Source organism: Streptomyces sp. NPDC050732, from assembly GCF_040654255.1.
GTDB lineage: Bacteria > Actinomycetota > Actinomycetes > Streptomycetales > Streptomycetaceae > Streptomyces.
Genome location: NZ_JBFAHP010000008.1, coordinates 165,401 through 183,427 on the forward strand (window position 1 = coordinate 165,401; position 18,027 = coordinate 183,427).

Genomic DNA, 18,027 nt, shown 5'->3' on the forward strand with positions numbered 1-18,027 from the left:
GCCTACGGCCCACGGCTACGTGGTCGGTGACGTTCGGAGCGTGGCGGCACCCCGGTCCGACCGTGCTCCTTCGCCTCCGGCGAGCAAGCGCGACAGCTCGACGCGGGAACGTACACCCAGGGCGGCGAACACATTGCGCAGGTGGTGGTCGACGGTGCGGTGGCTCACCGAAAGACGCACCGCGACCTCCCGGTTGGTGGCGCCCTCCGCCACATGCCGCGCGATGCGCTGCTGCTGCGGAGTCAGCGCGTCCAGCGGTCCCCGTGGCCCCGGCTCTCCGGCCACCGCGACCGCCACGCCCACCGCCTCGCCCGCGGCGCGCAGTTCACCGCGGCTGCGGTCGGCCCAGGCCCGTGCCCCGCACCGCTCGAAGGCGACCAGCGCGTCACGGAGCGGGCCGCGCGCCTCGCGGGTACGGCGTCTGCGGCGCAGGTGCTGGCCGTACAGCAGCTGCGTAAGGCCGCGTTCGAACTCACCCGGCATGCGGTCGTGGTGCGCGAGCGCGCGCTCGTACGCCGCGGCTGCCAGGTGGGGCGGCGCCAAGAGGGCTTGGCAGCGCGCCAGTTGAGCGGGGGCGAGCGGGTCTGCCGTGGCCTCCGTCCAGCGCGTGAACTCCTCCGTGGCCTGCCGGGCCTCCGACGTCCGGCCGGCCTGGACGGCCGCTTCCACGAAGCAGGGGACAGCGAGCATCCGAACGGCGAAGTGGCCGCGGCGCGGCCCCGGGGCGACCAGCGGTGCGAGCCGTGCCGCCGCGTCGGCCGGGCGCCCCGCGGCGAGGTCCGAGCGGGCGACGGCCCAGACGGAGAGGGTGGCGGCCTGGGCGAGTCCGTGCGGTCCCGCGCCCGCCGCAGCGGCGGCCGCGTGCTCGGCACAGGCTTCGGCGTCGCCCTCCACGGACGCGGCGAGCGCGAGAACGGCGTGCAGGGAGACCGCGACATTGGGCTGCGTGAGGCGCTGCGCGGCTCTGAGACCTTCGAGGGCATGGGCCCGGGCGCGGGTGTGGCGGCCCGCGCGCAGTTCTCCGTAGGCCAGCCGCTCCAGGGCCCGTGGCAGGAGGACTTCGGGGCCGTAGGCGCGTACGGCCGCGAGGGCCCTGGTCCCGGCCTCGCAGGCGGTCTCGACCTCGCCGACCACCAGGGCGGCGACAGCGGCGCGCAGCAGTCCGGCCGGTTCGCCCCGGCCGGGCAGCCCGTCCAGGCAGCGGCGCAGGACGGCGTGGCCCTCTGCCATGCGGCCCGACAGGACCGCGCACATTCCGACGCGGTACGCCTCCAGGGCCGGGTCGTCGGCGCAGGACGGCAAACGCGTCATGGCCTCCCGGTAGGCGGCGGCATCGCCCATCGCCCAGGCCGCGTCCGCCGCGCCGATCAGCGCGTGCCGGGCCTGCTCGGGAGGGAGCAGCGCGGCGGCGGTGAACAGGGACTCCCTGGCGTCGTCGGCGGGGCCGTCGGCGAGGGCGAGCAGTCCGTGCACCCGGTGGACGCCACCATGGGCGGGGACGGCCCCGACGCGGGCCAGCAAGGCACGGGCCCGCACGGGATCCCCCGCCAGCCGGGCCGCTTCCGCGGCCTCGGCGAGCCGGTCGGTGCGGGACTCCGCGTCGGCGGTGAGTGCCGCGGCGCGGGCCAGGGCGGCGGATCGCTGGGTGTGCGGCCGGTCCGCGGTCGCCTCCGCGGCGAGGGATGCGGCGAGCCGCGCGTCGTGGCCTTCGACCGCGCAGGCGAGCTGGACCAGGTGGGAGAAGCGGTCGCGGCAGAATTCGGCCAGGCGGACATGGGCGGCTCTTCGGCGCGCGAGGGGGGCTCGGCGCAGAACGGCTCGGCGCAGCAACGGGTGGGTGAAGTGGATACGACCGCCCGTTCCGACGACGGCCCCGGCGGCTTCGGCGGACGCCAGCCCGACGGCGGTACCGCCGGCCCGCAGCACCAGGGCGAGTTCCGCGCCCGCCCCGTCGGCCTCGTGCTCACCGGCCGCCGCGGCGAGCAGCAGCAGGGCGCGGGCGCTGCCGGGCAGCTCGTCGACGCGGACCGAGGCGGCGTAGTCGGCGAGGAGGTCCTCTCCGCCGGGCAGGGGATCGGGCAGCGGGGTGCGCCCGGCCAGCTGGTCGGGGGTGAGGGCCGCGACGAGCGCGGTGAGCAGGCGGGGGTTGCCCACGGCCTCGCGGATCAGCCACGCGCCGACGACGGGGTCGGCGGAGCTTTGGGTGAGCCGGTCGAGCAGGGCGGCGGCCGCGCCGTCGTCGAGCGGCCCGAGACGCAGGGTCGGCAGCCCCGCGAACTCGTCTGCCCCATTGGGGTGTTCAGCGAGAGTGAGCAGTACGGCCACGGGGGCCGCGGCGGTGAGGCGGCGCAGCTCCGTGGCGAGGGCGGCCCGGGACGCGGGATCCCACTTGTGCGCGTCGTCGACGCAGACCAGCTGTGGCCTCTCCGGCTCAGGGGCCAAAGGCACCAGCCCCTCCCGCTCGTCCGATGCCCTCGGTGCGGCCGATGCTGCGGTCAGCTGCACCGACGGCATCGAGCCGCAGATCGCCCGTGCGTACTCCACCAGCGCCGTCCGGCCGAGGCCGGGTGGCGAGGTCAGCACGAGCACGCCGCCTCGACCGGCCCGCACGCCTTCCACCAGGGACTTCACGGCTGTGATCGCCGCGCCACGCCCGTGGAGCTCGGGGGCCGTGAGGGGGCCGGGTATGGACGGGGAAAGGGTCACGCCCGCACGTTACTTCCGCGTAACACCCGCCGGAAGCCCTGCGTCCGCCGCACTGGGCCGGCCCCCAGCGACACCCGCGTCCGGGTGTGCACGGGCACAATCGAGGAGGCCGGGAAGACGCACACGCCGTCCGTCGCACCGGGCTTCCGGGCGACGGACGACGGAGGGTGCCTCAAGGGGGTGATGGCCCGTCAGCACTACGCGCCGTGCGGGCAGTTGCCCCGGTACTCCTCGATCGTGAGACTCGGCCTCGGCAGCGGACAGAGGAACTGCTCGTAGCGGGTGTCGTTGTCGATGAACCGCTTCAGCCAGGAGATGCTGTACTTCGCGATCGTCGTGTTGGACGAGTTCGGCGTGAAGTGACTGGCGTTGTTGAGCTCCAGGTACGCCTTGTCGAGGGACCCCGGCAACGACTCGTAGAACGGCTCGGAGTGGCTGGAGACCGGTGCCACGCTGTCGCCGTCCGCACCGACGATCAGCGTCGGGGTGCGCAGCTCGGGCCAGGTCTTGTCGACGTTCCAGCCGGTCAGCGGAATCGCCGCCTTCAGCGACGTACGGCTCTTGGCCGCCTCCAGGCTGCCGCCACCGCCCATCGAGTGGCCCATCACGCCGAGGCGGGAGGCGTCGACCCGGCCGCGCACCGAGCTCGACTTCGTCAGATAGTCGAGTGCGGCGAGGAGTTGCCGCCCCCGGCTGTCGGGCTGGTCGAGGGTGGTGAGGGTGTCGATCGTGAACACCACGAAGCCCTGCGAGGCGAGCCGCGGTCCGAGCCAGGCGATGCTCGACTGGTAGGCGGTGAAGCCCGGCGATATGACGACCGCGCCGAACGTGCCGTCGGCGGTGGACGTCGGGTAGTAGACGGTGCCGCCGCCGAAGCCGGACACGGCGAGTGAGGAGACGTCGGTCTGCGAGACGGCGTAGGGGCCGCGGGTGGCCTCGATGCTGGAGACGGTCGGTGCGGGGCCGCGTTCGTAGGGGTTCTCGGCGGCGGCCTGGGCTCCGGGCGCGAGGCCGGTGCCGAGGAGGCCGGCGGTGGCGACCGCCGCGGCCAGACAGGCGCGTACGACAGGGCGGGAGAAGACGTGCAGCTGCACGGAGGGGTCCTCTCGTTCGTGGCGGAACCAGGCGGGAGGGGAGAGGTGCGTCCCGGCTCCCGGTGAGGCCGCCGTGTTCGTCGGGGGTCTCACCGTGGCGCCGGTGACGGCGTGCGGACATCGGCGAAATCACCGGTGTCGTGGGGGTGAACGGTCCGCGACAGCCGACAGCCGACAGCCGAGATCTGGCATCCGACAGCGACGGGCCACAGGCGGTGGGCCACAGGGCTCAGCCGACAGGGGAACGGTCGGCGGATACGGCGATGGTTGCCCATTCCGCGTGACTACGGCACAGAAAGTCCGCCGAAGCGCCCTGCCCGGCTGATGCAACCGACGCATCCACACCGGCGGAGGGCACGCGGCACGTTGACCCCCGGAGTCGCACGGTGTTCGCTCTGCCTTCCCCGGCCGGCCCGCCCGCACCGGCAGAGGAAGGCAGAGCTCTCCGCGGGAGACCACGGCACACGGAGACCACGCCACACGGGAGGCACCGATGACTGCTCATCAGCGCGTGAGGGCCACGCGGGCCGCGGGCGCCACGCTCGCCGCCCTCTGCGTCATGACCGTGCTCTCACCCGCGGGAGCGACCGCCGCCGAGGCCTCCGTGCCGCGCACCGAGCGGATCAGTGTCGGACCGGGAGGTGCCCAGGGCAACGCCGCCTCCACGAACCCCGCCGTCAGTGCCGACGGCCGCTACGTCGCGTTCGTCTCGGCCTCCCGGAACCTCGTCGCGAACGACACCAACGGCACCCCCGACGCCTTCGTCCGCGACCTGCGCACCGGCACGACGGAACGCGTCAGCGTCAAGAGCAACGGCAAGGCGAGCCACGGTGTCGTACGGGAGGTCTCGATCAGTCCCGACGGGCGGTACGTGGTCTTCACCTCCACGGCCGACGATCTCGTACGAGGGGACCCCAACGACCTCGACGACGTCTTCCTGCACGACCGGAGCACCGGCAGGACCCAACGCATCAGCCCCACGGGCGCGTCCTACGACGGGCTGCGCTCCCACCTGACGTACGACCCCGCGGTCAGCGGCGACGGCCGCTACATCGCCTACGCGTCGGGCGCCGAGGACCTCGTCCCGGGGGACGCCAACGAACGGGACGACGTTTTCCTCTACGACCGCAAGGAGAAGACCACGCAGCTGGCGCAGCTCACCGACGCGGGCCGGCACGGCGAGGGCGACGCGTTCGGCCCGGCGTTCGCGGGCGACTCCGGCGGCCGGTACCTCGCCTTCACCTCCAACACGTCGAACCTGGCCGCTGTGGAGGACCACTCCTCCGCGACGGACATCTTCCTGCGCGACCGCGAGAAGAGCACGACGGAACTCATCAGCGTCCCCCACGCCTACAACCGCAAGACGCCGTCCTGGGGCGCCGCCCTGAGCGGCGACGCCCGCCACGTCGCGTTCACGTCGGCCTCCAGGGTCCTCCGGCCCGAGGGCGCGGCCCCGACCAGCCCGCACAACGTCTTCCTCTACGACCGCGAGACGAAGCGCATGCGGCTGGTGAGCGCCGCCCAGGACGGCACCCCGGCCAACGGCAACAGCGACGGCGTCTCCCTGAGCCGGAACGGACGCTACGCCGCCTTCACCTCCGCCGCCTCCAACCTCACGCCTGACGACGGCGACAGCAGCGCGGACGTCTTCCTGCGGGACATGGTGACCGGGGAGGTGCGCCTCGTCAGCGGCGAGAGCGAACCGGTGTCGGAGGACACCGCACCGGGGCGCAGGACCGGCGTCACCGATGACGGCGGCGCGGTGGTGTTCGACTCCCCGGCCGGCAACCTCGCCCCCGACGACACCAACGGTACGGCTGACGTCTTCCTGCACCACGTGCGCTGACGCGGCGGCACGGAGCGTGCTCGCGTCACACCGGTGGAAGGGGGACCGACCTGGCCCGCCCGCTGGGGGGGGGCGTCCTCCGCGTGGCGGGACGTTCACGGCCGAGAGGACGCGGTGAGCACCGTTCGCGAGGCGAAGTCGCGGTAACCGGACGGTTCGTCACGTCCGTGTCGGCCACGATGCGCTGGGCGCCGGCGTCGGCCAGGATGCGCGTCGTGGTGCCGCACTTCCGCGTCGAGGACCACCACGCAGGCCGCCGCGGCGGCTGAGCCCACGCGGCCGGCTGCCGAGGCCCTGGGTCTCCGCTCGGAATGGCATGACAAGAGCATCTTCACCCGCTACCGCTACTGCGGCTTCCGGGGATCCGAAGGTGTGCCCAACGAATGGACCTTGACGCCACGCGGTCTTCGCCGCCGACCCGAAACCGGTCGGAGCCGCTGCTCAGCATTCAGCGAGGAGTGAGGAGGCAGAATTCATTGCCTTCCGGGTCGGCCAGTACCGTCCAGGAGATGGCGGACTGGTCGATACCGGGGTCGGTGGCACCCAAGGCGCGCAGTCTGGCTTCTTCTGCTTCCAAGTCGTCACCGGGGTAGGGGCAGATGTCGAGGTGGACGCGGTTCCACACGCTCTTGGCGTCGGGGGTGCGGAGGAACTCCAGGTAAGGGCCGACACCTTTGGCGGATCGCATGGACGCGTGGTCCTGGCTGACCTCGTGCAGCGTCCAGTCCATCGCCTCACCCCAGAACCGGGCCATTTCTCGTGGATCGGTGCAGTCGACCACCACCGCGGCGATCGGCCCGGTGGCCTGGTAGACCGGGCGGGGCTCCAGAACGCAGAACTCGTTGCCCTCCGGGTCGGCCATGACCGTCCAGGGGACATCGCCCTGCCCCACATCGGCGAGTGTCGCGCCGAGATCTTTCAGGCGCTCGACCAACTCCCTCTGGTGAGCGGTCGAGGTGGTGGCCAGATCAAGGTGCACCCGGTTCTTCACCGTCTTGGGTTCCGGGCGGGCGACGATGTCGATGCAGACGGCCACGGGGTCGGGGTAGGCGAAACCCACAGGTTCGAGGTTGGTGACGCCGGGTCCCTCGCTGTCGACACCCCACCCGAGCGCCTCCGCCCAGAACCGGCCGAGCACGGAGTCGTCCTGGGCCTTCATATTGATCTGCACGAGTCTTGTCGCCATGCTGCAGATCCTAAAACCTGCCGCCGGCATGATCGATCTGGCAGAACCTACTGCATGGGGCTCATCGGCCAAGCCGGCGAAGGCGCCGCAACCACCCGCCCGGGACCAGACCTTTCCTGGTCGAGCGACCTCAGGCCCGACTCTCACTTTCCTACGTTGTCGCATCCGTTTTGTCGCCATGACGACTCCAAGAATCACGACCAGGACAACGATGAGAACCTGGGCCCATACGGGGAAGCCGGATCCCGAGTTCCTTTAACGTTTCTTCTTTGAGCGACCATAGAGCACCATGGCAACAAGTACCGTAATGGCGATGATGAAGATGGCAAGGCCGCCCGCCCCATCGGGATACCAGCGGCCCGCAGCGATTGTTTCGACCATTGCTTCCTCCTGGGGTGTACGAGGGGCGCTGGCGTTGGGAGTGCCCCCGGGTCTCCGGTCGAAGCCCGTGATTAGGGCCAGTTCGTGGACGACCTATTCTTCGCCGCCGGCTTGCCGTCACCATGATCGATAGAGCCTCCTGGCCTGCTCGACAATCAAGTGCAACTTGATGGTGAACCCGCCGCGCGAGGATCTCAGTACTCAGGCTCCAACTGATCACGCCTTCCCTGCCGCTATCGCCCTCTGCGCTTTCGCGAGATCCCGTAGATCGCGAGTGCGACCAGAACCACCAGCGCGACGATCAGTAGCCAAAAGGGCATCGACGGACCTGACGCACCTTTGGCAAGAGATGGTCCGAGCTCGCCGAAGCCCTTCCCGTCCCGGGTCATGTAGGCCCGTGTGCCCCCGGGGGCCCGGATGAAGCCCTGCGAAGAATCGCTCCTCGACGGACCGGCCCTATGCCGTCGCATGACCCGGACTGGGGATCCCGTCCGAGGGCTGGAAGACCTGGCCGGGGTGCTGCCCGGACCGGCCTCGCGCCCCCGGGCACGGGGGCTCACTCACCGGGTGAGCAGATCACGCACAGCACCGCTGACCATCGCCGGATCCTCCTCCGCCATGAAGTGGCCGCAGGAGACCGTCCGGTGGTCGAGGTCGGGCGCCCAGGCGCGCCACAGGGAGGCTGCGTCGAAGCCGAGGGCCGACCCCCAGTCCTGCTGGAGCACGGACACCGGCATGGTGAGACGGTTGCCCGCATCCCGGTCCGCCCGGTCGTGCTCGACGTCGATGTGGGCGGAGGCACGGTAGTCGGCGACGATGGACGGCACGGCTTCGCGGGACGCCTTGAGGTAGGCGGCGCGTACGTCGGCGGGGATCGCCGCGGCGTCGCGCGTCCAGAGGTCGAGGAAGTGGCCGAAGAACGCGTCCGGGGCAGCCCCGATCAACTGCTCGGGCAGCCCGGGCGGCTGCGCCATCAGGTACAGGTGGAAGCCCACGGCGGCGGTCGTGCCGTGCATGACGTCCCACATGTCGAGGGTCGGCAGTACATCGAGGGACAAGAGGTGCGTGACCGCCTCCGGGTGGTCGAGCGCGGTGCGCACGGCGACCAGGGCACCGCGGTCGTGCCCGGCCAGGGCGAACCGGTCGTGGCCGAGGGCACGGGCGAGCGCGACGACGTCGGCCGCCATCGTGCGCTTGGCGTACGTCGAGCCGTCGACGTCGACGGGCTTGTCGCTGGCGCCGTACCCGCGCAGGTCAGGGCAGATCACGGTGTGTCGCGCCGCGAGGTCGGCCGCGACGTGCCGCCACATGAGGTGCGTCTGCGGGAAACCGTGCAGCAGTACGACGGGGCTGCCGGAGCCGCCGACGGCGACGTGGAGGCGTACGCCGTCCGCGACGGTGACGTGGTGATGATCGAAGCCGGGGACGGTCGGTGTCATGGTGTGCTCTCCGAGAGGGGAAGATGGGGCGGGCGGTGGGCCGCCGCGAGGGTGGGTCGGGCCCGCCGGGCGGCGGACGCCTTCAGCTTGCCGCCGGCGAATCAGCAAGTGATCAGCAAGAGCTCCGCAAGAGATCTGTAAGAGAGAGCACGGTGGTCCGCACGTGTCGGGCATGACGGGGACGGGGACAGAGACGGGGGCCAGGAGTGGGGCGGGGGCGGCACAAGTCGTGTTCGGAGTGCTCGGCCCCGTGGGTGCCTGGGACGCCGACGGACCCCTCGCCCTGCGCGGGCCCCGCCAGCGAGCCGTCCTGGCCCGCCTGATCGTCGCCCGCCGCCACGTCGTACCCGTCACACGCCTCATCGACGACCTGTGGGAGGACCCGCCGGAACGTGCTCTCGGAACGGTACGGACCTTCGTCGGCGCCCTGCGCAAGGCCCTGGAACCCGACCGCCCGCGCAGAGCCCCCGCCCGGCTGCTCGTGACCGAGGGCCCCGGCTACGCGCTGCGGGCCGAGCCGGACGCCGTGGACGCCTGGCGCTTCGAGGCGGCCGTGGCCCAGGCCCGAGAGCTTCCGCCGCGGGACGCGCTGCCCCGCCTCGACGAGGCACTGGCGCTGTGGCGGGGCCCGGCCTATGCCGAGTTCGCCGGCGAGGAGTGGGCGCGCACGGAACGCTCGCGGCTCGCCGAGCTGCGCGCACTGGCCGTCGAGCGGCGTGCCGAGGCGGTGCTCGGCCTCGGCCGCGCCGCCGAAGCCGTACCCGACCTCGACGCACACGTGGCCCGCCACCCGTGGCGCGAGGACGCCTGGCAGCTGCTGATCCTCGCGCTGTACCGAACGGGCCGCCAGGGCGACGCCCTCGCGACACTGCGGAGGGCACGCGCCACCCTGGCGGAGGAGCTGGGACTCGATCCGGGGCCGGGCCTGCGCCGCCTGGAGGCGGACATCCTCGCGCAGGACGCGAGCCTGGACCCCTCCAGTCCGTCCAGTCTGTCCGGCCCCTCCGGCCCGTCCGACAACCCCAATCCCTCCCATCCCTCCCATCCGACCCATCCCTCCAGCCCGTCGGTGACGGCCTCCCGGCTCTGGAGCGAGGCGGCCGCATCGTACGACCGCACTGTCGAAGCCGGAGCCCGCGCCCGCCTGGAGTCGACGGTCGGACTCATCCGCAGCCTCGCCGTGACCGGCGCCGGTGGCCTGGAGGCCGCCCGGAAGCACCGCATGGCGGCGGTCGAAGCGGCCGAGGAGTACGGCGACCCGGAACTGACGGCCCGCGTGATCGGCGCCTTCGACGTACCCGCGATCTGGACGCGCGGCGACGACCCGGAGCTCGCCCGGCAGATCGTCGAGGCCGCCGAACGAACCTTCGCGAGACTGCCGGAGGACGCCCCGGAGGCGACGCGGTGCCGCCTGCTCGCCACCATCGCGGTGGAGACGCGCGGCGCCAGGACGCCGCGCGGACCCGACGCCGCGCGCGAGGCGGAGCGGCTCGCGCGACGCCTGGACGACCCGGCGCTCCTCGCCTTCGCGCTCAACGGCACGTTCATGCAGTCCTTCACCCGCGCCGGCCTCGCCCCGCGGCGCGACGAGATCGGCGCCGAGCTCGTCGAACTCGCCGCCAGACACGGCCTGTTCACCTTCGAAGTGCTCGGCCACCTCATCCGCCTGCAGGCCTGCGCCGCACTCGGCGACTTCCCGGCCGCCGACGAGCACGCCGCCGCGGCGACCCGGCTTTCACAACGTCACGAACTGCCGCTGGTGGGCATCTTCACCCAGTGGTACGACGCCCTGCGCCTCGCCGCATCAGGCGACGTGCCCGGGGCCGAGTCCGCCTTTCGCACCGCGGCCGCGACCCTGGACGGAGCGGGCATGCCGGGCATGCGCACAGGGCTCTTGCAACTGGCCCTCGTATCCCTGCGCCTGGCGCACCGGCTGCCGCCCCGCGTCGACCTGACGGCCGACTGGGGCCCCCACCGCCCCTGGGCCGAGGCACTCGCCCTCGCGGAGACCGGCCACCACGCCCAAGCTCGCGCGGCACTGCGCGCGCTCCCCGAACCACCCCCGGACCTGCTGTACGAGGCGCTGTGCTGCCTGGAGGCGGAGGCGGCCCTGCGTTCGGACGACCGGACGGCACTCGCGAGGGTCCGGTCACGCCTGCTGCCCGCCGCCGGTCAGTTGGCCGGCGCGGGGAGCGGAGTACTCACCACGGGCCCCGTCGACCGCTGGCTCACTCGCATCACGGATGCGTTGGACGCACTGGGCTGAGGTGACGTCAGCCCGATCGACGGCTGCACAGAGCACGAGGTGACCAGGTTGCCCGGGCTCGGCGCCACCACGACGGATGTGGGCCAGGGGCCGGGCCGGAACCGGGTGGTCATGGCCTACCCCGAGGGCAACGAGTTCGACGTCCTCCGCACCCTGGCGCCGCACCACGAGTTCACTCCGTCACGATCGCTTCGTCACGACGACGGTCGGCTGTCCCAGGAGCAGCGGCATGCGGGCCAGCGATGCCGGTGATGAACAGGCGGAACGCCGGACGGGGGCCTGAATGTGGAGCAAGCGGGTGAATGAGGACGTGTCCGCGGGCGGCGGGGGCACCTTCGCACAGACCCGAAGTATCGGGGTCACGCGCACCCTTCCAACAGCTGGCTGCTGGAAGGCGGCGCTCCGAAAGTCGTCCACCACCTCCCCATGGAGACACCTGTGCCGCCCCCATCGGTATCGCCCGCTTCCTCGCCCGCCCCCGCGGAAGCTGCCCTGACCCGTACTCTCCCGTACGTACACCAGTACCTCGCCGAACTCCTGAACGCCTACCCTCCCCAGCAATCGAATCTGAAGGACTCCCTCAGCCGGCTCATCACCCATGGGAGGTCGGACCCCCAGGAAAGCGCCCTGCCGTTCCTGGTGCACGCGGCCATGACCGGCGACCTCGCCCCGGCCGTCCCGGTCGCCGCCGCCCACGCCCTGTGGTGGCGTGCCGCCAACACCTTCGACGACTTCGTCGACGGGGACGCCGGATCCCACCTGTACGGGCTCTCCCGCGGCGCCGCCCTCACCGCGGCGCTGGAGTGCGGATACGCCCTGCCCCTACGCGCCTTGGCCACTGTGGACGCGCCCGAACACATCCGCGACGACCTGACCAGGACCTACCTCGAAGCCTGGACCGTCGCCACCAACGGCCAGCTGGGAGATCTCCTCAACAAGCCCGAACAGATCACTCCTCGGGACGTTCTCGCCGTCTACCGTGACAAGAGCGGGGCCACTTACGCCATGGCCTGCTCCATGGCCGCCCGACTCGCCACCCGCGCCGCACCTCCGACCGCCGGAGCCACCGAGCACATCGCCCAGTGGCATCGATTCGGTCAAGTCCTGGGCGTGCTGGCGCAATTGCGCAACGACGAGGACGATCTGCGCGATGGTCCCGGCGAAGACCTGCGCAACCGGACGCCCACCTACCGGCTCGTCCACCTGCTTCATTCCCTGTCCGGCCGGAGCCGACAACAAGCCCTGGCTCTCCTGCGGGAAGCTCCCTCCTCGGAAGCCGTCAGGAAACAACTGCGCACCCTGATGAGCACCCCGGAGGTACTGCGCCGCTACCACGCACAGGTCGCAGCGCTACGCGAAGAGGCCCACGCGCTGCTCGACCACCTCGCGCCGACCTCCTCCTTCGGCTCCGCCCTACGGACACGCGTCGAGGCGGAGACCCACTTTCTGCCCACCGGAACGCCAAATGGGTCCGCCCGCGCGTGCGCGCCTACTTGTCGGCTGTGCCGGAGCCCTTGCTGATGGACTCCTGGTAGACGTCCGCGTACGTGCGTGAGTCCTTGATCAGGTCGTCGCAGAACGCGGCGACGTCGGTGCCGATGAGTTGCAGGACTCCCTTGCCCGAGGCGGCGCCCTCCTCGAAGAAGTCGACGATGCCGGGAAGCAGGGGGCCGTCGGGCAGATCGACCGGCCCGACCTTGAACAGGTACTTCTGCATCTCCGTATAGACGATCCGGTAGTCCGGAGGCAGCGCCTTGACCCGGGCCACATGCGCCCGCCACTGCTTCTTGCCCTCGATGATGTCCTGGATACCCACGTCAGCCTCCCAGCCGGTTCAGTTTCCTCGCGACGTACTTGTTCAACTGCTCGCGCCACCGGTCGCGGTAGGTACGAGCGCCTTCTCCACCGGCCAGAGCCGTGCAGAAGCCTCGGATGTCGTCGCCGAGCACCTCGTGGGAGCTCTGTCCGTCCGCCGCTGTTTCTTCGAGCAGTCCGAGGGCGGCGTCGAGGATCGGCATCAGGTTGCGGCCGGTGAAGTCCCCGTGGGGAAAGAGGTGGGCCTTTATCTGTTCCCACGCGGCCCGGTGGTCGTCCGGCAGGGCCGCGGCCCGGGCCTCGAACGCCTTCCAGTCCCTGGTGAGATCGCTGCCTGTGACGGTCTCCCAGAAGTTCATTTCCCGCCCTCCTTGAGCTTGTTGATACGCGATGACACGTACTGCCATTTCGCCCAGAACTTCGCGAGTTCTTCACGGCCGGCGTCGTTGAGTGCGTAGAACTTGCGCGGCGGACCGACTCCGGAGGGGCGTTTCGTCACCTGGACGAGTTTGTTCCTCTCCAGTCGCAGCAGGATGGTGTACACCGTCCCTTCGACGACATCGGCGAAGCCGAGCTCGTTCAGCCGGCGGGTGATGGCATACCCGTAGGTCTCCTCGCTGCCGATGATTTCGAGCACGCATCCTTCGAGCGTGCCTTTCAGCATCTCCGTCAGGTCGTCCAAAGCGAGACCTCCTCGGCCCTCACCGGTACTTCGTAGTACCGAGTACTGGTACACAGTAACACCGAGTAGCCCCGGAGGGTACGCACCTGATCGCCGCCTGCGCCTGCCGCCACGAACCCTGCCCCTTTAAGCCGTGGCTTAAGAGGTGGACCGTGGGTGGCCGGCTCGCCCAGGATGCGAAGCGGTGCGGGAGCGAAGCCAATGGCTCGCACATGGCCTGTACGAGGCGTTGCGAAGAGTGGGTGACGGGGGACTGCGACCACTTGCCCTTGCGGCGCCCGCCGCCACCGAACGCACATCGACTGAAGGGGAGTACACATGCCCGGATCGAAGTTACGGACGATGACCACCAGCACGGCAATGGCAGCGGGACTCATTCTCGCGGCCCTGACCGTGCCCGCGGCAGCAGCACCGGCAACGGGTGACGCGACCGGTTACGACCGGTGCGCCAGCCCCAACTTCTGCCTGTTCGAGCACATCAACGGTCAGGGGCGTGTCATAGGCCTGCAAGGGGAACGCAGAACTCTCCCCTTGGACTTCGACAACATCACGTCGTCCCTGCGTAACCGCAATGGCCGGCTCTGGTCCGTCTATACGGGGCCCAACTTCACGGGGCGATGCCTGCCCGTCTCCGCCACCTACACGGGAAACGTCACCCAATACAACATGAATGACCAGATCAGCTCCGCGCGGCCCGGCCCGTGTCCGTGATCGTCACCTCCGCCCGGCCGGGTGACTCGGCTGTGCGCGCATAAGGGCAGGGCCTTCTGGTGGCTCAGGGATGCGAAACCGACCGAGCAGCGCCAGGAGGCCCTGTCGGGCGAGCACGGCCCCCGGTCGCCGTCCCGACCGGGCGGTTCCCCGTCCGACACCGCGGCGCCCCCACGGATCTCACGATTCCGTCAGGGTGCCGTTCCGGAGCAGGGCCAGCCCGAGCGGAGTGATGAGGTGCAGCACGGAGCCGCCTCGGCGGCTGGTGGTGATGAGGTCCGTGTTCCGCAGCACTGTCGCGTGCTGACTGGCCGCGGCGGCCGTGACGTTGAGGCGACGGGCCAGTTCGCTCGTCGTGCAGCCTTCCGCTGTTGCCAGGAGGGCGGCAGCTCGTGTGCGGCCGAGCAGCGACTCCAGGTTCCGTGCGACGGAGCCGTCCGCCTCTGCCGGTCCGGCGCCGATCAGCGGCCGACGGAGAGCCGGCACGGTCAGCCGGGGCGGCTGGGCGGTATCGAGCGGGTCCCACAGAAAGCTCACCGGGTGCTTCGCGAAGATCGTGGGCGTGATGATCAGCCCCCTTCCCTGGAGGCGCACCTCGACTTGGCGCGGGTAGGGAGCTTCGAGCACCGGCGGACGCCAGCGCACCAGCGGTGCGCAGACCGAACGCAGCAGCAGATCGATGCCTCCCTCCAACATCAGGTTCGCGCAACGGGTGGTCAGCGCGACCAGTTCCGAGCGCCCTCGATGCCAGTACGGCTCCACGGTCAGCCGGTGGCAGGCGCGCACCGCCTCGGCGAGTTCCCGCAGCGCGTCGCGGTCGCCCTCGGAGACCCGCCTCGCCCACGGCAGATGTCCGGGATGGAAGTCGAGACTCCCGAACTCGCGTCGCAGTCGGGACGTAGGGGCGTGGAGGAGGTTGTCCACGGCGTGGTCCAGTGAGGGCACGTCACCCATCAGGGCCAGCAGATCAAGTCCCGGACCGCGCACGGGAACCAGGGACGTCAGCGGGCGCGTTTCCGCTCCCATCCGACCGGCGACCGCGGACCGCCATGAGCGGAAGTTGGGAAGCTGCCGTTTCTCCCTCAGCAGTTCCAGGCTGTAGTAGACCTCCGCAGCGACGCCGATCGTTGCGGCCACCCGCGTCCGGGCGAGGTCTTCCGCCGTGAAGTGAACGCGTAACACCGAGCGGCCCCCTGCTGTCGAAGTATCGAAGTGTCGAAGTGTCGAAATGCAGCGTGCGAGTGCACCCACAGCATGCCCGACTCGGCCACTCCAAGTCCCCAGTGAGGACTTGGGCAGAGGCGCCCATGGCGACATGACCTGGATCACATGGCTCACGGCGATGACTTCGCTGGTCTCCGCCGGTCGTATGAGTGACAGCACCGGCTACCTACAATCAGCCGACCGACCATCCAACCGCCCAACCATCCAGACCTGAACAAGGAACGAGAAACTGATGGCCACCGCAACAAAGGGTCCTGCCAGCTACTTCCCCTCCATCGAGAAGAAGTACGGCCGCCCGATCGCCGAGTGGAAGGAACTGATCCGCACCAGTCCGCTCGGCAAACACATGGAACTGGTCAACTGGCTCAAGTCCGAGCACGGTTTTGGTCACGGTCACGCCAACGCCCTCGTCGCTCACACCCTCGCCGAGGATGCCGGCAAGTAGTCGGCCACGACGTGCGATGCTGCGGACTGCGGACTGCGGACTGCGGACTGCGGACTGCGGCCCGTGGTTCAACGGTCCGCACCGGCCTAGCCGATTGAGAAGAGGGCATTGGGGGCAGCGTGTTCGACGGGACCGTCGAACCGCGCCGAGGCACGTGCCACCGCTTGCTGCGGCGTGAGGAAACGGCCGACATGCGTGACGATCAGTCGGCCCGCTCCGGCCGCGCCGGCTGTGTCACCGGCATCCTCGGGCGTGTGGTGCACCTTCTCGCCCTCGACCGGTTCCTGTGCGCTCTCGGCTTCGCACAACAGCACGTCACATCCCTCGGCCAGCTCCGTGAGGCTCGGGCACGGTGCTGTGTCCCCGGAGTACACCAGCGACGTGCCCGCCGTCTCGATGCGTACGGCGAAGGCCGGCATGCCGTGCGGCACCGCCCGGCTGGTCAGTCGGAGCGAGCCGACGGCCGCCTGATGCCCGTCGTGCAACTCGCTTACCGCAAAGGCGGCTTCGACCGGGCTACGAGCACCAGTGTTGGTGAGGAAGTCGGCCAGCCGGTCGGCGATGCCCGGCGGGCCGTAGAGAGGGATCGGAGCCGCGAGATTGATGTCCGCGTACAGGGCGCCGTAGTACGCGGTGAGCAGGTCCGCGCTGTGATCGGCGTGCAGATGCGAGATCCAGATCGCGTCGAGTTCGTCCAGCCGTACGTGACGCTGGAGCGGGCCGAGCGTCCCGCTGCCCGCGTCCATCCAGATATGGGTGTCCCCGCTCGACACCAGGTAGCCGGAGCACGGATTGTCCACGCCCGGGTAAGGCGTAGCGCTGCCCAGGACCGTGAGGTGAAGAGGCTCGCCGCTCATCCCGAGAGCGTAGAACACGTCCACATCCTGGTGCTCGGTGGCAGGCGCAGCGCGTGGGGGCCCGCGGCGACGAGGGAATCGCCGGGTGAGCGCACGCGGAGCAGCTGGACGATGGAGAAATCATCCGGCCAGGGCTTCACTACCGAACTCCGGGGCTGATCAACTCAGGCGGGGCGGAGCCCAGTTGTGGTGTCGGAGGATCATGCGCAGGGCGGCGCGGGAGGGTGTCAGCCGCATCGCCGTGTTGCGCAGGGCGACGGGCAGCGGGCGGGAAAGCTGATGGCCCATCCGCCCGGCCTGCCGAGCGGCGTGCGCGACGGCTTGACTGCGTGGTCGACGCTCGGCGTCGTACCTGGCGAGCGCGGCTTCCGTGGTGGGCTCCGCAGCGAGCGCGGCGGCCAGGGTGACCGCGTCCTCCAGCGCCTGGCAAGCGCCCTGGCCGAGGTTTGGAGTCATCGCGTGGGCCGCGTCGCCGAGCAACGCGATCCGGCCGACCGTGTACGTCGGGAGAGGGGTACGCAACTCGTTGACGTCGTGGTGCAGCACGGCACCGGTGTGGGTCGCGTCGAGCAGGGCGGGGATCGGGTCGTGCCATGCGCGGAAGCGTCGGCGCAGTTCGGCCAGGGGGTCGGCGAACCGCGTCCCTGACGAAAGGGTGAGGACCGCGTGCCACTCGGCGCGCCCGTCGGGGAAGGCGATGTGCCCGAACTCGGCGCCGCGCCCCCACGTCAGCTCGAAGTCGGTGTCCAGTGCGACAGGGTGCTCGGTGATGGCGCGCAGCACGGTTGAGCCGCTGTAGACCGGGCCGGGATGGGACGGGAAGAGACGGTGGCGGAGCTTGCTGCCGATGCCGTCGGCCGCGACCACCAAGTCGGCGTCCAGGGTCCTCCTGTCACCGCAATCGACTCGAACCGTCCCGGCCCGGACCTGTTGAACCGGGCCGGCCTCGGCCCCGATCAGCAGTGTCTCAGCGGGCAGGGCCTCGCGGAGCAGCCGGTGCAAGGTGGCGCGGGGTATGCCCATGATGGGTGTGCCGACCGCCTTTTCCAGTGCCGCGCCGTCCATCCGGGCCAGCCAGCCGCCCTCCGGCGTGCGGGTGCCGCCGCTGTACTGGCCTCGCGACGCTTCTCGCACCGCCTTGCCCACGCCGAGTTCGTCCAGCGCCCGGAGGCTGTTGGCGGCCAGGGAGATACCCGCTCCCGCGTCGTCGAGTACGGATGCGCGCTCGACGACCGTCACTTCCCAGCCGATGCGGCGCAGTCCGATCGCGGCGGCCAGCCCGCCGATGCCCCCTCCGACGACCACAGCTGTGCTACCCATAACGAGCCCCCACGTCTTCTACACCTGTAGAAAAATGACCTTACCTGAACCTCTA

16 protein-coding genes and 1 pseudogene are annotated in these 18,027 nt (G+C 70.6%); 6 read left to right on the plus strand and 11 right to left on the minus strand.

Going from position 1 to position 18,027, the window contains the following annotated elements:
• Window positions 1-15 precede the first annotated feature (15 nt).
• Together AB0H82_RS09885 and AB0H82_RS09890 are read right to left on the minus strand one after the other, a co-directional pair.
• On the minus strand, window positions 16-2,706 hold the full coding sequence (locus AB0H82_RS09885) for a LuxR C-terminal-related transcriptional regulator (RefSeq protein ID WP_362990694.1): 2,691 nt from the start codon (window positions 2,704-2,706) through the stop codon (window positions 16-18).
• A 197-nt stretch (window positions 2,707-2,903) separates the two neighbouring features.
• Window positions 2,904-3,800: an alpha/beta hydrolase gene (locus AB0H82_RS09890; RefSeq protein ID WP_362990696.1), complete on the minus strand. Its 897-nt coding sequence runs from the start codon at window positions 3,798-3,800 to the stop codon at window positions 2,904-2,906.
• Window positions 3,801-4,293: 493 nt separating this feature from the next.
• Between AB0H82_RS09890 and AB0H82_RS09895 the strand changes: the two genes are divergently transcribed.
• Window positions 4,294-5,646 (plus strand): hypothetical protein, encoded by a 1,353-nt coding sequence (locus tag AB0H82_RS09895; protein WP_362990698.1) that lies wholly within the window; start codon window positions 4,294-4,296, stop codon window positions 5,644-5,646.
• A gap of 448 nt (window positions 5,647-6,094) precedes the next feature.
• On the opposite strand, the gene AB0H82_RS09900 is transcribed toward AB0H82_RS09895, so the two are convergent.
• From AB0H82_RS09900 to AB0H82_RS09910, 3 genes are all read right to left on the minus strand, one after another.
• Complete coding sequence (locus AB0H82_RS09900) at window positions 6,095-6,832, minus strand: VOC family protein (RefSeq protein ID WP_362990700.1); 738 nt, start codon at window positions 6,830-6,832, stop codon at window positions 6,095-6,097.
• Window positions 6,833-7,087: 255 nt separating this feature from the next.
• Window positions 7,088-7,213, minus strand: a complete 126-nt coding sequence (locus tag AB0H82_RS09905; protein ID WP_362990702.1) for a hypothetical protein — start codon at window positions 7,211-7,213, stop codon at window positions 7,088-7,090.
• 560 nt (window positions 7,214-7,773) lie between these two features.
• Window positions 7,774-8,652, minus strand: coding sequence for an alpha/beta hydrolase (locus AB0H82_RS09910; protein WP_362990704.1), 879 nt, complete (start codon window positions 8,650-8,652; stop codon window positions 7,774-7,776).
• A 172-nt stretch (window positions 8,653-8,824) separates the two neighbouring features.
• Between AB0H82_RS09910 and AB0H82_RS09915 the strand changes: the two genes are divergently transcribed.
• From AB0H82_RS09915 to AB0H82_RS09925, 3 genes and pseudogenes are all read left to right on the plus strand, one after another.
• On the plus strand, window positions 8,825-10,918 hold the full coding sequence (locus tag AB0H82_RS09915; protein WP_362990799.1) for a BTAD domain-containing putative transcriptional regulator: 2,094 nt from the start codon (window positions 8,825-8,827) through the stop codon (window positions 10,916-10,918).
• 3 nt (window positions 10,919-10,921) lie between these two features.
• Window positions 10,922-11,080 (plus strand): annotated as a pseudogene (locus AB0H82_RS09920) (VOC family protein); the annotation flags it as partial.
• Between the two features lie 264 nt (window positions 11,081-11,344).
• Complete coding sequence (locus AB0H82_RS09925) at window positions 11,345-12,439, plus strand: polyprenyl synthetase family protein (protein ID WP_362990706.1); 1,095 nt, start codon at window positions 11,345-11,347, stop codon at window positions 12,437-12,439.
• Here the strand turns inward: AB0H82_RS09925 and AB0H82_RS09930 are convergent.
• The 3 genes from AB0H82_RS09930 to AB0H82_RS09940 are packed head-to-tail and all read right to left on the minus strand — an operon-like array spanning window position 12,408 to window position 13,415.
• A complete protein-coding gene (locus AB0H82_RS09930) occupies window positions 12,408-12,734 on the minus strand; it encodes a DUF1048 domain-containing protein (protein ID WP_362990708.1) in 327 nt (108 codons plus the stop codon). The two genes, AB0H82_RS09925 and AB0H82_RS09930, sit on opposite strands and share 32 nt — an antisense overlap.
• 1 nt (window position 12,735) lies before the next feature.
• Complete coding sequence (locus AB0H82_RS09935) at window positions 12,736-13,092, minus strand: DUF1048 domain-containing protein (RefSeq protein WP_362990710.1); 357 nt, start codon at window positions 13,090-13,092, stop codon at window positions 12,736-12,738.
• Window positions 13,089-13,415: a PadR family transcriptional regulator gene (locus tag AB0H82_RS09940; protein WP_362990712.1), complete on the minus strand. Its 327-nt coding sequence runs from the start codon at window positions 13,413-13,415 to the stop codon at window positions 13,089-13,091. The genes AB0H82_RS09935 and AB0H82_RS09940 overlap by 4 nt, the downstream gene beginning before the upstream one ends.
• Window positions 13,416-13,757: 342 nt before the next feature.
• On the opposite strand from AB0H82_RS09940, the gene AB0H82_RS09945 reads away from it, so the two are divergent.
• Window positions 13,758-14,126, plus strand: a complete 369-nt coding sequence (locus AB0H82_RS09945; protein WP_362990714.1) for a peptidase inhibitor family I36 protein — start codon at window positions 13,758-13,760, stop codon at window positions 14,124-14,126.
• A 180-nt stretch (window positions 14,127-14,306) separates the two neighbouring features.
• Here the strand turns inward: AB0H82_RS09945 and AB0H82_RS09950 are convergent, their stop codons facing one another.
• Complete coding sequence (locus tag AB0H82_RS09950) at window positions 14,307-15,113, minus strand: helix-turn-helix domain-containing protein (protein WP_362990716.1); 807 nt, start codon at window positions 15,111-15,113, stop codon at window positions 14,307-14,309.
• A gap of 469 nt (window positions 15,114-15,582) precedes the next feature.
• Here AB0H82_RS09950 and AB0H82_RS09955 point away from each other — a divergent pair, with 469 nt between their 5' ends.
• On the plus strand, window positions 15,583-15,795 hold the full coding sequence (locus tag AB0H82_RS09955) for a DUF4287 domain-containing protein (protein ID WP_362990718.1): 213 nt from the start codon (window positions 15,583-15,585) through the stop codon (window positions 15,793-15,795).
• 86 nt (window positions 15,796-15,881) lie between these two features.
• Here the strand turns inward: AB0H82_RS09955 and AB0H82_RS09960 are convergent, their stop codons facing one another.
• Window positions 15,882-16,652: an MBL fold metallo-hydrolase gene (locus AB0H82_RS09960; protein WP_362990801.1), complete on the minus strand. Its 771-nt coding sequence runs from the start codon at window positions 16,650-16,652 to the stop codon at window positions 15,882-15,884.
• A 159-nt stretch (window positions 16,653-16,811) separates the two neighbouring features.
• Window positions 16,812-17,972 (minus strand): FAD-dependent monooxygenase, encoded by a 1,161-nt coding sequence (locus AB0H82_RS09965; RefSeq protein WP_362990720.1) that lies wholly within the window; start codon window positions 17,970-17,972, stop codon window positions 16,812-16,814.
• Window positions 17,973-18,027 lie beyond the last annotated feature (55 nt).

Bases quoted from the DNA above. Each gene is read 5' to 3' on its own strand.
- AB0H82_RS09895 (WP_362990698.1), top strand. From the start codon at position 4,294: ATGACTGCTCATCAGCGCGTGAGGGCCACGCGGGCCGCGGGCGCCACG.
- AB0H82_RS09900 (WP_362990700.1), bottom strand. From the start codon at position 6,832: ATGGCGACAAGACTCGTGCAGATCAATATGAAGGCCCAGGACGACTCC.
- AB0H82_RS09905 (WP_362990702.1), bottom strand. From the start codon at position 7,213: ATGGTCGAAACAATCGCTGCGGGCCGCTGGTATCCCGATGGGGCGGGC.
- AB0H82_RS09910 (WP_362990704.1), bottom strand. From the start codon at position 8,652: ATGACACCGACCGTCCCCGGCTTCGATCATCACCACGTCACCGTCGCG.
- AB0H82_RS09915 (WP_362990799.1), top strand. From the start codon at position 8,825: ATGACGGGGACGGGGACAGAGACGGGGGCCAGGAGTGGGGCGGGGGCG.
- AB0H82_RS09925 (WP_362990706.1), top strand. From the start codon at position 11,345: ATGGAGACACCTGTGCCGCCCCCATCGGTATCGCCCGCTTCCTCGCCC.
- AB0H82_RS09935 (WP_362990710.1), bottom strand. From the start codon at position 13,092: ATGAACTTCTGGGAGACCGTCACAGGCAGCGATCTCACCAGGGACTGG.
- AB0H82_RS09945 (WP_362990714.1), top strand. From the start codon at position 13,758: ATGACCACCAGCACGGCAATGGCAGCGGGACTCATTCTCGCGGCCCTG.
- AB0H82_RS09955 (WP_362990718.1), top strand. From the start codon at position 15,583: ATGGCCACCGCAACAAAGGGTCCTGCCAGCTACTTCCCCTCCATCGAG.
- AB0H82_RS09960 (WP_362990801.1), bottom strand. From the start codon at position 16,652: ATGAGCGGCGAGCCTCTTCACCTCACGGTCCTGGGCAGCGCTACGCCT.
- AB0H82_RS09965 (WP_362990720.1), bottom strand. From the start codon at position 17,972: ATGGGTAGCACAGCTGTGGTCGTCGGAGGGGGCATCGGCGGGCTGGCC.